This is a genomic window from Agrococcus lahaulensis DSM 17612 (assembly GCF_000425105.1).
Lineage (GTDB): Bacteria > Actinomycetota > Actinomycetes > Actinomycetales > Microbacteriaceae > Agrococcus > Agrococcus lahaulensis.
On record NZ_AULD01000006.1, the window covers coordinates 582,149 to 595,175 of the forward strand.

General features: G+C 74.4%; 11 protein-coding genes. 4 read left to right on the forward strand and 7 right to left on the reverse strand.

The features are described from left to right. Position 1 precedes the first annotated feature (1 nt). Together H508_RS16745 and H508_RS16750 are read right to left on the reverse strand one after the other, a co-directional pair. Positions 2 to 2,116 (reverse strand): acyltransferase family protein, encoded by a 2,115-nt coding sequence (locus tag H508_RS16745; RefSeq protein WP_051222964.1) that lies wholly within the window; start codon positions 2,114 to 2,116, stop codon positions 2 to 4. Positions 2,117 to 2,186: 70 nt separating this feature from the next. Beyond that, positions 2,187 to 4,223, reverse strand: coding sequence for an acyltransferase family protein (locus H508_RS16750; protein ID WP_051222966.1), 2,037 nt, complete (start codon positions 4,221 to 4,223; stop codon positions 2,187 to 2,189). Between the two features lie 104 nt (positions 4,224 to 4,327). Here H508_RS16750 and H508_RS0107605 point away from each other — a divergent pair, with 104 nt between their 5' ends. Together H508_RS0107605 and H508_RS0107610 are read left to right on the forward strand one after the other, a co-directional pair. Further along, positions 4,328 to 5,290, forward strand: a complete 963-nt coding sequence (locus H508_RS0107605) for a DNA topoisomerase IB (protein WP_026373609.1) — start codon at positions 4,328 to 4,330, stop codon at positions 5,288 to 5,290. A gap of 34 nt (positions 5,291 to 5,324) precedes the next feature. Next, positions 5,325 to 6,464 (forward strand): FAD-dependent monooxygenase, encoded by a 1,140-nt coding sequence (locus H508_RS0107610; protein WP_026373610.1) that lies wholly within the window; start codon positions 5,325 to 5,327, stop codon positions 6,462 to 6,464. Here the strand turns inward: H508_RS0107610 and H508_RS17405 are convergent, their stop codons facing one another. From H508_RS17405 to H508_RS0107630, 4 genes are all read right to left on the reverse strand, one after another. Continuing rightward, the gene (locus tag H508_RS17405; RefSeq protein WP_156906016.1) at positions 6,465 to 6,629 is read right to left on the reverse strand and encodes a hypothetical protein; all 165 of its coding nucleotides are present in this window, start codon (positions 6,627 to 6,629) and stop codon (positions 6,465 to 6,467) included. It lies immediately after the preceding gene. Beyond that, the gene (locus tag H508_RS16755; protein ID WP_026373611.1) at positions 6,626 to 6,946 is read right to left on the reverse strand and encodes a hypothetical protein; all 321 of its coding nucleotides are present in this window, start codon (positions 6,944 to 6,946) and stop codon (positions 6,626 to 6,628) included. The genes H508_RS17405 and H508_RS16755 overlap by 4 nt, the downstream gene beginning before the upstream one ends. Positions 6,947 to 7,162: 216 nt before the next feature. Beyond that, positions 7,163 to 8,425 (reverse strand): class I SAM-dependent RNA methyltransferase, encoded by a 1,263-nt coding sequence (locus H508_RS0107625; protein WP_026373612.1) that lies wholly within the window; start codon positions 8,423 to 8,425, stop codon positions 7,163 to 7,165. Positions 8,426 to 8,457: 32 nt separating this feature from the next. Then, on the reverse strand, positions 8,458 to 9,408 hold the full coding sequence (locus H508_RS0107630) for an L-lactate dehydrogenase (RefSeq protein ID WP_026373613.1): 951 nt from the start codon (positions 9,406 to 9,408) through the stop codon (positions 8,458 to 8,460). Between the two features lie 94 nt (positions 9,409 to 9,502). Here H508_RS0107630 and H508_RS0107635 point away from each other — a divergent pair, with 94 nt between their 5' ends. Together H508_RS0107635 and H508_RS16760 are read left to right on the forward strand one after the other, a co-directional pair. Further along, positions 9,503 to 10,135 carry a Maf family protein gene (locus H508_RS0107635; RefSeq protein ID WP_026373614.1) on the forward strand — a complete coding sequence of 211 codons (633 nt, stop codon included), beginning with the start codon at positions 9,503 to 9,505 and terminating at the stop codon, positions 10,133 to 10,135. A gap of 92 nt (positions 10,136 to 10,227) precedes the next feature. Next, positions 10,228 to 10,968, forward strand: a complete 741-nt coding sequence (locus H508_RS16760) for a hypothetical protein (protein ID WP_156906017.1) — start codon at positions 10,228 to 10,230, stop codon at positions 10,966 to 10,968. A 4-nt stretch (positions 10,969 to 10,972) separates the two neighbouring features. Here H508_RS16760 and H508_RS15265 read toward each other — a convergent pair whose 3' ends face one another. Then, positions 10,973 to 13,027, reverse strand: a complete 2,055-nt coding sequence (locus H508_RS15265) for an ABC transporter ATP-binding protein (RefSeq protein WP_051222970.1) — start codon at positions 13,025 to 13,027, stop codon at positions 10,973 to 10,975.

Here is a 13,027-nt window from a genome sequence, read left to right on the forward strand (position 1 = left end):
CTCAGCCGCCGGGCGCGGCGTCGGGTGCCGGCGCGTCGACGACGTGCACCCCGCGACCCGCCTGCTCGGCCCGCAGTCGCGGCAGCAGCGCATCCTCGAGCAGCGCGACCCGCTGCACCGCGCCGGGCGCGCTGATGTGGTGCGGGTCGGCCCACGTGTAGACGCCGCCCGCGATGAGCGGGCACGCGCGGCGCTCGACGTCGCAGTACCAGCCGAGCGTGTCGACGAGGTCGCCGCCGCCGGCCGCGATCGTCTCGACCATGCGCTCGTGCCGCCGCAGCTCTTCCTCGTCGAGGGGCGCGATGCACGTCGCGAGGTCGTCGTCGGTCGCGACCGCGTCGAGGCACTCCTGCATCTCGGCGAACGGCGGCGCGCTGTCGAGCCACACCGAGCGCACCCCGAGCGCGTCGAGCTGCCGCATGAGGTCGAGCGTGCCCTCGGCGAGCCGCCGCCCGACGTCGAGGCCGAGGTGGCGGTAGCCGTCGCCGACCCACCACGCGCCGTAGGTGATCACGACGAGGTCGGGCCTCCGCTCCGCGGCGAGCTCGAGCACGAGCGCGATGTGCTCCTCGCACGCAGCCGCCTCGTCCCCGAGCTCGCGCGCGACGACCGGAGCGCTCGAGAACGGGCACATCTCGCGGCCGAGCAGCTGCACGTCGGCGTGCCCCGCGAGCGCCGCGCGCACGCCCGGCGCGAGGGCGACCGCTTGCGAGTCGCCGACGAGCCACGCCTCGCGGCCGTGCGTCGCGGGCGGCGCCGGGTAGCGGCACGCGTCGAGCTCGAGCTCGTCGACCGTCGAGCACTCGTCGACGAGCCACTCCGACGACTGGCCCGCCTCCCCCGAGACCGCGCCGCGCATCGGCGCCGTCGGCTTCGACACCGATTGCGCGACCCACTCCTGCAGCTGCGCGGGCGACTCGGGCTGGGGCGCCGCGGCCGCCTGCGCCGCGATCGCGCGCTCCTGGATGCCGGGCGCGATCGCGATCGCCACGGCCGCCGCGGTCGCGACCGCCGGCAGCAGCGGCACGAGCCGCGGCACCGATCGCGACTCGCGCGGTCGCGGCCGGCTCGCGAGCGCGATGAGCCTCGTCGAGCCCCACGCGAGCGCGATCGAGAGCGCGAGCACGAGGGTGCCCGGCACGAGCCCGACGCCGTCGCCCTGCGCCGGGTCGAGCGCGACGAGCCCCTTCAGCACCGGCCAGTGCCAGAGGTAGAGCCCGTAGGAGATGCCTCCGAGCCACACGAGCGGCCGCCAGGAGAGCACGCGGCCCACGGGCCCCGGGTCCGCGCCGTGCCCGGCGAGCAGCACGAGCAGCGCGCCGGTCACGGGCCACAGCGTGACCGCGCCCGGCTGCGCGAAGTGCTGCGGCAGCATGCCCGCGGTGAGCACGAGGGCGATGCCGACGACCGCCATGACCGCTCGCGCGATGGGCGCGAGGGGGATGCGCGTGAGCACGAGCGCCGCGAACCCGCCGAGGGCGAGCTCCCAGGACCTCGCGAGCGTGTCGTAGTAGGCGGGCACGGGATCGATCGCGATCTGCTGGTTGGCGTAGACGAACGATGCGACGGCGGCGGCGCCGAGCAGGGCGCCCGCGATCGAGCGCGCCCGCCGTGCAGCGCCGTCGCCGAGCGCGAAGGCGAGGAGCCCGATGAGCACGATGCACAGCGCCGTCCACTGCCCCTGCACGCTCATGGCCCAGAAGTGCTGGAACTCCGACTTCGCGAGGCCGGCGCCGAGGTAGTCGGTCGCCGTCGACGCGAGCCGCTCGTTCATGCGGTACGTCGCCGCCGCCGAGATGTCGTGCGCGACGCGGTTGAGCAGCAGCGGCCCCGAGGCGACGAGCGCGATCGAGCCCGCGACGACGAGCACGATGGCCGCCATCGGGAAGAGCCGCTTGGCCTGCCGCCAGAGCGCCGCGATGACGCCGACGCGTCCGCTGCGCTCGATCTCGCCGATGAGGCTCGACGCGAGCAGGAAGCCGCCGATCGCGAAGAACACGTCGACCCCGCCCGAGACGTTGCCGAACCAGATGTGCGAGGTCGCCACGAGCAGCGACGCGAGCGCGCGCAGACCCTGCAGGTCGGCGCGGCGGCGGTGCACGGGAGTCGTCGTCATGGCAGGAGCGGACCGCGGCGCGCGCAACGGCCCAGGTTGCGCACGCTACGCCAGGATGCTGAGGACTGGATCAGGCGATCCGCTCAGACAGCGCGACCGCGAGCACGACGACGCGCTGCATCGCGCCCGCCGCGCTGAGGTGCAGGTCGTCGGCCCACGTGGGGACGCCGTCGACGATCAGGGGGCACAGCATCCGCTCGACGTCGCAGTACCAGCCGATCGTCTCGATGACGTCGACGCCACCGGCTCGGAGGAGCTCCACCATCTGCCGGTGCCGCTCGAGCTGCGCGGGCTCGAGCTCGAGGCTGCACAGCTCGGTCGGTCGCCCCTCCCCGTGCGCGGCCAGGCACTCCTCGATGAGGACGAGCGAGGCCGGCGGAGGCGAGTCAAGCCACACCGTCTCGATGCCGAGCGCATGCAGCTTCGCGGTGAGGGCGAGCGTGCCCTCGGCCAGTCGAGTCCCGAGCCCCTCGCCGACGCCCTCGAAGCCCTCGCCCGCCCACCATGCGCCGTACGTGATCACGACGAGCTCGGGGCGCCGCTCCTCGGCGAGCTCCATCACGTGCTGGATGTGCGCTTCGCACGCGGCCGCGTCCTCGCCCTTCTGCTCCCGCACGTCGGGGGCATCGGTGAAGGGGCACCCGCCCCGACCGAGGAGCTGCAGGTCGGCGATCCCCCGCAGCGCCGCGCGGAGCGGCGGCGCGAGCCCCACGACGTGCGAGTCGCCGACGACCCAGACCTCGCGGCCCGAGTCGCCGCCGCCGTCGTAGCGGCAGTCCGCCTCGCGGCCCACGGCGACCGTGGTGCAGCCGTCGACGACCCACTCCGACGGCTGGCCCGCGGCGCCCACCGCGCCCATCGTGAGCGCCGGCGGCGAGGCGACCGATCCGGCCACCCAGGCCTCGAGCTCCGCGGCGCTCGCGGCTGCCTGCACGGCGGTGGCCTCCTCGATGGCGCGCTTCTGGATCGCGGGCGCCACCACCAGGCCCAGCACGGCGGCGACGGCGATCGCCGGGACGAGCAGCGGGAACGATCGGCGAGCCAGCCTGCGGCTCGACGTCGCCGCGGCCCGGATCAGCCGGGCGCATCCCCAGGACAGCGCGATCGCGACGCCGATCACGGCCGCGCCCTGCAGGATCCCGACGCGCTCCGTTTGCGAGGGGTCGAGCGCGATGAGCCCCTTCAGCAGCGGCCAGTGCCACAGGTAGACGCCGTAGGAGATGCCGCCGATCCAGACGAGCGGCCGCCAGCGCAGCAGCGCGGCGACGGGACCGCCGTCGGCGCCGTGTCCGGCGAGCATGACGAGCAGCGCGCCTGCGACCGGCCAGAGCGAGACGAGCCCGGGCTGCGTCCACTCCTGGGGCAGGAGGCCTGCGGTGAGCAGCAGGGCGAGGCCGACCACGCCGAGCACCGCCCGGGCGAGCGGCCCGAGCGGGATGCGCGTGAGGACGAGCGCGGCGAAGCCGCCGAGCGCGAGCTCCCACGCCCTCGCGAAGGTGTCGTAGTACACCGGCACCGGGTTCGCGGACACCTGCACGAGCGCATACGCGAAGGAGGCGACGACGGTCACGGCGAGGAACGCCGCGATCGCTGCGCGAGCCCCCTCCCGCGCGCGGCGCCCGAGCATGAGCGCGATCACCGCGGCGATGAGGATGAGGAGCACCGTGAACTGGCCCTGCACGCCCATGGCCCAGAAGTGCTGGAGCGCCGACTTGTCGTGGCCCTCGTCGACGTACGCGGTCGCCGATGCCGCGAGCCGCCAGTTCTCGCTGAAGGTCGCGGCGGCGAGGACGTCGCGGAGGGCCTCGCCGAACCGCAGCGGGCCGGCGACCAGCACCGTCACGCAGCCCACCACCAGCACGACGATCCCCGCCATCGGGAACAGCCGCTTGAAGGTGCGCCTGAGCTGGCCGGGCACGTCGATGCCGCCGTTGCGCTCGATCTCGCCCGCGAGGCTCGTGGCGAGCAGGAAGCCGCCGATGGCGAAGAAGGCGTCGACGCCACCCGAGACGTTGCCGAACCACACGTGGTAGCTGGCGACGAGCAGCGAGGCGACCGCGCGCAGACCCTGGATGTCGTGGCGGCGCGGCGGACTGGGGACCTGCATGGGCTCCTGGATGGACGTGACGGGCGGGCGCCGTGGACCGCAAAGGGCCAGCATACCGAAGACGACTCAGGTTCGTGCTCGTCCCTGGGGCTACGATCGCGCGCATGGCGAGGCTGCGCAGGGCGAAGCCCGGCACGGATGCGGGCATCCGGCGCCGTCGATCGGGGCGCGGCTGGGCGTACGTGCACGACAACGGCCGGAAGGTCTCGGCGGAGGACCGCGAGCGGGCGGAGTCGCTCGCGGTGCCGCCGGCCTGGACCGACGTGTGGATCGCCGCCGACCCCCGCGCGCACATCCAGGCGATCGGCGTCGACGACGCGGGCCGCACGCAGTACCGCTACCACCCCGAGTGGCGCGAGCGCCGCGACCGGGTCAAGCACGAGCGGGCGCTCGACCTCGCCGAGTCGCTGCCCTCGATGAGGCGACGGGTCACGCGCGACCTCGCGCTCGAGGGCCTGCCGCGCGAGCGCGTGCTCGCGGCGGCGCTCCGCATGCTCGACGCCGTCGCGATCCGCGCGGGCGGCGACGCGTACGCCGAGGAGCGCGGCACGCGAGGGCTCATGACCCTGCTGTGCCGGCACGCGAAGGTGACGGGCGACGCGGTGCGGCTGCGCTTCCCCGCGAAGTCCGGCCAGCGCTTCGACGTGACGATCGAGGACCCGGCGCTCGCGCGCTGCGTCGAGGAGCTCCTGACGCGGCGCTCGGGCCGCTCGCGGCTGCTCGCGTGGCGCGACGAGGAGGGCGCGCACGCGCTGCGCGACGCCGACCTCAACGCGGCGGTGCGGGAGGCGACCGGCGGGGAATTCACGGCGAAGGACTTCCGCACCCTGCACGGGACCCTCGTCGCGGCCGAGTCGCTCGCGCAGGCGCGCGACGTCGCCACGAAGACCGCGCGCGACCGGGCCATCCGCGAGGCGATCAAGGCCGTCTCGGAGGCGCTCGGCAACACCCCCTCGGTCGCCAAGTCGAGCTACATCGACCCGGAGGTCTTCGCGCGCTTCGAGCAGGGCGCGACGATGGGGTTGAAGGGCTCGCGCGAGCGGGCGCTGCTCGACCTGCTGCGCTGAGGCCGCTCACCGCTCCAGGCGGTACCGTCTGCAGATGCACGCGATCGTCTCCGGAGCCGGCGTCGCCGGGCTCGCCCTCGCGGGCCGGCTCGCGCTCGACGGCTGGAGCGTCGACGTGCTCGAGCGCGCGCCCGCGCCCCGCCGCGCCGGCTACCTCGTCGACTTCTTCGGCCTGGGCTTCGATGCCGCCGATCGCCTGGGCCTGCTGCCGGCGCTGCGCGAGCGCGCGGAGTCGTACCCCGAGGTGCGTGCGGTCGACGCGACGGGGCGCGTGCGCTCCCGGCTGCCGCTCTCGGTCGTCGAGCAGGCGGCGGGCGGCCGCTACCTCACCATCCTCCGGCCGCAGATCATCGAGGCGCTGCTCGCAGCCCTCCCCGACGGCGTGCGGATGCGCTGGGGCGCGCAGGTCGAGACGGTGCACGACGCGGGCGGCGGGGTGAGCGTGCTGCTCTCGAGCGGCGATCGGCTCGAGGGCGACGTGCTCGTCGGGGCGGACGGCGTCGGCTCGCGCGTGCGGCAGCTCGTGTGGGGTCCGCACGAGCGCTTCGTGCGGCCGATCGCCGACCTCATCGCGGCCGCGTGGACGGGCGAGGACCCCGAGCTCGCGGCCGACCTCGGCGGTCGCGTCGCGATGCAGGTCGAGCTCGACCGGCAGCTTGTCGTCGCGCCGCTCGGCGCGACGGGCGTGACGGGCTTCGCGGTGCTGCGCGGCGTGGCCGAGCGCGATGCGCGTGCCGCGGTGATCGGCATGGGGGTGCTCGGCCGGCGCGCGGTGCGGAGCGCGACCGAGCCCTACCTCGACCGGGTCGCGCAGACGGTCGTCGAGCCGTGGGTGCGGGGCCGCGTCGTGCTGCTCGGCGATGCGGCAGGCGCCGTCTCGCTGCTCGCCGGCCAGGGGGCGTCGATGGCGATCGCGGGCGCCGAGCGGCTCGCTGAGGAGCTCGCGTTCGCGCGGCACGCGACGGACGTCGCGCGCGGGCTCGCCGCCTTCGAGCGCGAGTGGCGGCCGGTCGTCGAGCGCGAGCAGGCGCGCGGTCGACGGCTGGCCGCCGCGTTCGCGCCCCACTCGCGCATCGAGCTCGAGGCGCAGCGCGCGATGTGGCGAGCGACGGCGATCCCGGGCGTCGCGCACGTCGTGGCGCGCGCCGCGGGCGGCGTCGCGAAGGGCGGCTGACTACGCGCCGTCGTGGTCGAGCGCGTACTGCCGCTGCCACGACTCGGGCCGCGGGATGCCGAGCCCGTAGAGGTAGCGGATGAGCTGCCCGTGGTGCTGCGTCTCGTGCTCCAGGAGCGCGAGGGCGCGCTGGAGCTGAGGGTGACGGCCCTTTCGGGCCGTCACCGCGACGCCAGCGCCGACGCCCGTCCCGGGCGTCGGTCGGCCGTACCGAGAGCAGAAGCCGCCGACTGGGCCTGTCGCGCATCCGTCATCTCCGCCTCGTCCAACGGACCGCTGAAGCCCTGCCACGACCCCGCGCGAGCGGCGCGCGGGTAGCTCTCGCGAGCGCCGAGCACGCACCACAGCTGCCCCGCGATCGTGCTGGAGGGCAGGCCCGGCAGCCGCGAGCCGAGCTGCTCGGGCGAGAGCCCGTCGATGAGCTCGAGGTAGAGGAGGTTCGCGCGCTCGAAGCGGCTCGCGAGGACGTCGTCGAAGGCCATGCCGGATGCTACTGCGCGCGCCAGCGCAGAGTGTCGGCACTCTGCTGTTCCCCGGCCCGCGAATCGCAGAGTGTCGGCACTCTGCGATGGGCTAGCGGCGGAAGGAGGCCACCGCCTCGACGTGGTGGGTGTGCGCGCTGGAGCTGAGGGTGACGACCCTTTCGGGTCGTCACCGCGACGCCAGCGCCGACGCCCGTCCCGGGCGTCGGGAATCGCTCAGCGGCGGAAGGACGCCACCGCCTCGACGTGGTGGGTATGCGGGAACAGGTCGAACGCCTCGAGCGAGTCGACGCTCCAGCCGCGCTCCGCGAGCAGCTTCGCATCGCGCGCGAGCGCGACCGGGTCGCACGCGACGTAGACGATCTGCGCCGGCTCGAGCCTGACGAGCTGCTCGACGACCTCGCGGCCCGCGCCCGCGCGCGGCGGGTCGAGCACGACGACGCCGCGCGAGAGCCGCTCGCGCTCCGCCTTGCTCGCGCGCTTCGCGAGCTCGCGCAGCCAGCGGTCGACCCGGCCCGTCTCGGCGCTCGCGCCGATCCACTCGGCGAGGTTCTCGCTCGCGTGGTCGGTCGCGACCTCGTCGGCCTCGACGCTCGTCACGCGCGTCCGCTCCCCCAGCACTTCGGCGATCGTCGCCGCGAACAGCCCGACGCCGCCGTAGAGGTCGAGCGACCAGCCCGCCGCGTCGACCGCGTCGGCGTCGATCGCGCGACGCACCGCATCCGTCAGCACGCCGGGCGCCTCGCGGTGCACCTGCCAGAAGCCCGAGCGGTCGAGCTCGAACTCGCGCCCGCCGACCGTCTCGACGATCGTGTCGGTGCGCCCGCGCTCGGGCGCGCCCTCCATCGCGATGACGTCGACCTCGTCGCCGTGCTGCACGTAGTCGACCGCGGTGACGCCCGGCAGACGCTGGTCGAGCTGGGCGGAGAGGCGGATGCCCTCGGTCGCGAGCGGCAGATCGGTCACCGGCACGACCTCGTGGCTGCGCGGCGCGAACGGTCCCTGGCGGCCGCGGTCGTCGACGTGGAGGCGCACGCGCGTGCGCCAGCCGAGGCCGCCGCGCTCGTCGTCGCCGGGCGCCGCGGCGACCGGCACCTCGCGCGTCATGCCGCCGGTGCGCTCGAGGGCGTCCTCGATGACGCGCTGCTTGAGCTCGCGCTGGCGCGGGAGCGCGATGTGGCCGAACTCCGCGCCGCCGGCCCGCTCGAGCGGGGCGCGATCGATGGATGCCTCGGTCCACACATGCGGGACGCGGTCGGGCGACGCCGACACGACGTCGAGCGCCACGGCGGTCGCGAACGACTTCTTCACCTCGACGACCTGCGCGCGCACCGTCTCGCCGGGCATCGTGTCGGGCACGAAGACGACCCGCCCGCGCTCATCGGAGTCGGTGCGGTGGCGGCCGACGAAGCGGCCTCCGTGCGCGACGTTGTCGATCGTCAGCTCGACGATCCGGCCCTCTGCGATGTCCTGCGGCATGGCTCCATCCTCCCGCATCGCGGCGGCCGGGCTCAGCCGAGCGAGCGCAGCGTGCTCGCGATCGCCTCGGCGCTGCGCTCGAGCCCCGTGCGCTCCGCGGGCTCCATCGGCACCTCGAGCACGCGCTCGACGCCCCCGCGGCCGAGCACGGTCGGGAGCGAGAGCGCGACGCCCTCGAGGCCGAGCTCGCCCTGCAGCACGCTCGAGACCGGCAGCACCGCGCGCTCGTCGCGCAGGATCGCCTCGACGATGCGGGCGGTCGAGACGCCGATCGCGCTCGAGGTCGCGCCCTTGCCCTCGATGATGCGGTACGCGGCGCGCACGACCTCGTCGGCGATGCGGTCGAGCTCGGCTTGCGGGAACCGCAGCTCGCCGCCCTCGCGCCACTCGCGCACGAGCACAGGGCCGATCTTCGCGCGCGACCACAGCGGCAGCTCGCTGTCGCCGTGCTCGCCGACGATGAGCGCATGTACGCTGCGCGGGTGCACGCCGACGAGCTCGGAGAGCCGCCAGCGCAGCCGCGACGTGTCGAGGACGGTGCCCGACGACAGCACCCGCGCGCGATCGACCCCGCTCTCGCGCTGGGCGACGACGGTGAGCACGTCGCACGGGTTCGTCACGATGAGGACGATGGCGTCGGGCGCGTGCTCGCGGATGCCGGGCATGAGCGCGCGTACGATGTCGGCGTTGCGGGCGGCGAGCGCGAGCCGCGGCTCGCCGGGGCGCTGCTTGGCGCCGGCGGTGATGACGACGATGTCGCTCCCGGCTATGACCCGCAGGTCGCTGCCGCCCTCGACGCGCTTCGCGGCGAGGAACGGCATCGCGTGGGCGAGGTCGAGCACCTCCGCCTCGACCTTCGCGGCGGCGAGGTCGTGCAGCGCGACGACGTCGGCCGAGCCGCGGATGAGCGCCGCGTAGGCGATCGCGACGCCCACGCCGCCGGCGCCGATGATGGACAGCTTCGTCGGTCGGCTCTGCTCCATGGCTCGACGCTAGGGGAGCCGCCCGCTCGCGCGCCACTGCCGCAGCGCCGATCGCCCGGCGCCGAGGCTCAGCCGCCGATGCGAGGATCGTGGCGTGCAGCTCATCCTCGCCTCCGCCTCCCCCGCCCGGCTCGCGCTCTTGCGGCAAGCGGGCATCGAGCCGATCGTGCGGCCGACCGACCTCGACGAGGAGCTGCTCATCGCTGCGCACGAGGCGGCGCACGGGCCGCTCTCGCCCGAGCGGTACGTGCTCGTGCTCGCGCGCGCGAAGGCCGAGGCGCTCCTCGACGAGGACCCGCTCGACGACTTCGACGGGCTCGTGCTCGGCGGCGACTCGTCGCTCGAGCTCGACGGCGCGATGCTCGGCAAGCCGCACACCCCCGAGCGCGCGCGCGAGCGCTGGCTCGCGCAGCGCGGCCGCTCGGCGACCCTGCACTCGGGGCACTGGCTGCTGCGCGTGCGCTTCGGCGAGGTGATCGGATCGACGGGCACGGCGACGGCGACGCGCATCGACTTCGCCAGCGACATCGACGAGGCGGAGATCGACGCCTACGTCGCGACCGGCGAGCCGCTCGAGGTCGCGGGCGCGTTCACGATCGACGGACGCGGCGCCGCGTTCATCGACCGCATCGACGGCGACCCCTCGACGGTCGTCGGCATGAGCATCCCGGCCCTCCGGCGCCTCGCGCGCGAGCTCGGCGTCGCCTGGCCGGCGCTCACCGCCTGACCGCGACCGCATCGCGGTGCCCCAGCGCCCACTCTGCGATCTTGCAGGCGGCGCCAATAGCGTCGCCAGTCCGAGCGGGAGGAGGCACGAGCATGGCGAATCGAGCGATGTGGGTGTGGATGCACGACGCTGCGCCGCCCGATCCGGCCGCAGTCGCCGCCTTCGCCGCGCAGCAGCGCGTCACCGAGGCGTTCGTGAGCGTGCCGTGGGGCGGGCCGACGCCCGCGACGCATCAGCAGGTCGCGGCGCTGCGCGGTCAGGGCGTGCGCGTCTCGGCGCTCGGCGGCGACCCGTCGTGGACGACCGGCGCCGACGCCGTCACGTGGATGCAGCGGGCGACCGCGGCGTTCCTCTTCCAGGGCGTCCACCTCGACATCGAGCCGTGGACCCGGCGCGACTGGCCGGGGCGCGAGCGCGAGCTGCTCGACGGTCTCGCGCGCACCGTGCGGGACGTGGCGGCGCGCACGGGCCTGCCGGTGGAGGTCGACCTCGCGCCGTGGCTCGCGGAAGCGCATCCGCGCCCGTTCGGCGACATCGTCGCGCGCGCGGACGCCGTCACCCTCATGGCCTACCGCGACCGGGCATCCGACATCCTGGCGTCGAGCGCAGCCGCTCGGCGCGCGATCGTCGGCGCTCGCAAGCCCTACCGGCTCGGGGTCGAGACGGGTCCGGTGGCCGAGCCGGAGCCGACCGCGGCGCAGACCTTCGCCGACGACGGGCGCGCCGTGCTCGAGCGCGAGCTCGCGGCGGTCACCGCGTCGCTCGCAGGCGATGCGCGCTTCGCGGGCATCGCCGTGCACGACGTCGAGAGCTGGCGCACGCTGGGCGCGTGAGCGCCTACGTCGACTGCTGCGTCGGCACCGCGCCCGTCTCGGTGAGCCCGCCGTCGGCCTCGAAGTCGACCGCGGCCTGCTCGAACTGCGAGTTGAGCAGCCGCCAGTAGGCGCCTCGAGCGGCGACGAGCTCGTCGTGCGTGCCCTGCTCGACGATCGCGCCCTGCTCCATCACGAGGATGAGGTCGGCGTCGCGGATCGTCGAGAGCCGGTGCGCGATGACGAACGACGTGCGGTCGGTGCGCAGCGCCGCCATCGCGTGCTGCAGCAGCAGCTCGGTGCGCGTGTCGACCGAGGAGGTCGCTTCGTCGAGGATGAGCACGCTCGGCTGCGCGAGGAACGCGCGCGCGATCGTGACGAGCTGCTTCTCGCCCGCCGACAGGTTCGTCGCGTCCTCGTCGATGACCGTGTCGTAGCCCTCGGGCAGCGCGTGCACGAAGCGATCGACGTACGTCGCGCGCGCCGCCTCGAGGATCTGCTCCTCGGTCGCGTCGGGACGGCCGTACGCGATGTTGTCGCGGATCGTGCCGCCGAAGAGCCACGTGTCCTGCAGCACCATGCCCGTCTGCGAGCGGAGCGCATCCCTCGTCATCGCCCGGATGTCGACGCCGTCGAGCGCGATGCGGCCGCCGTCGACCTCGTAGAAGCGCATGAGCAGGTTGACGAGCGTCGTCTTGCCCGCGCCGGTCGGGCCGACGATCGCGACCGTCTGGCCGGGCTCGACCTCGAGCGAGAGGTCGTCGATGAGCGGCTTGTCGGGCGAGTACGAGAAGCGCACGCGCTCGAACGAGACGCGGCCCGAGCCGGGCGCGGGCGTCGCGCCGCCCTCGTCGGGCTCCTCCTCCTCGGCGTCGAGCACCTCGAAGACGCGCTCGGCGCTCGCGACGCCCGACTGCACCATCGTGACCGTCTGGCCGATCTGGCCGAGGTTCTGCGAGAACTGCTGCGAGTACTGGATGAACGCCTGCACGTCGCCGACGAGGATCTGGCCCGCCGCGACGAAGAGGCCGCCCGCGACGGCGACGAGCACGTAGCCGATGTTGCCGACGAAGGTCATGAGCGGGAAGACGAGGCCCGAGATGAACTGCGCCTTGAACGCCGCGTCGAAGACGCCGTCGTTCTCCTCCTCGAAGCGCGCCCGCACTGCCTGCTCGCGGCCGAAGACCTTGACGAGCGCGTGGCCCGTGAAGGCTTCCTCGACGATCGCGTTCATGCGACCCGTGCGGCGCCACTGCTCCTTGAACAGGCCCTGCGCCGGACCCATGACGGCGCCGAGGATGATGCCGGTGAGCGGTACGGCGATGAGCGCGATGAGCGCGAGCCAGACGTTGATCGTCAGCATCATGACGAGCACGCCGATGACGCTCAGGATGCCCGTGACGATCTGCGACATCGTCTGCGAGACGGTCTGCGAGACGTTGTCGAGGTCGTTCGTGACGCGCGAGAGCAGCTCGCCGCGCTGCGTGCGGTCGTAGTACGACAGCGGGAGCCGATGCACCTTCTCCTCGACGTCGCGCCGCAGCCCCTGCACCGTGCGCTGCACGACGCGGTTGACGACGAAGCCCTGCAGCCACTGGAAGAGGCTGCCCGCGAGGTAGACGGCGAGCACGACGAGCAGGATGCCCCCGAGCCGCTCGAAGTCGATGCCCGCGCCCGGCACGAGGTCGGGCATGCGCTCGACCATGTTGGCGAAGTCGTCCTGACCGCCGGCGCGGAGCCCCTCGACGACCTGCGCCTGCGTCGCGCCCGGCGGCATCTGCCGCTGCACGAGGCCCTGCACGATGACGTTCGTCGCCTCGCCGAGGATGCGCGGGCCGAGCACGACCAGCACGACGCCGACCGAGCCGAGCGCGAACACGAGCGCGAGCAGCCAGCGGTAGGGGTGCATGAGGCGCAGCAGCCGCAGCGCGGACGCGCCGAACGACTTCGCCTTGCCGGGCGGCGGCTCCCAGTCGCCCGCGCCGATGCGGGCGGCCTCGGCCTGCTCGGCCTCGATCCGCTCCTCCTCGGTGAGCTCGGGCTCCGGCGCCGCCGGCCGCTGCTTCTTCACGCGCGCCAT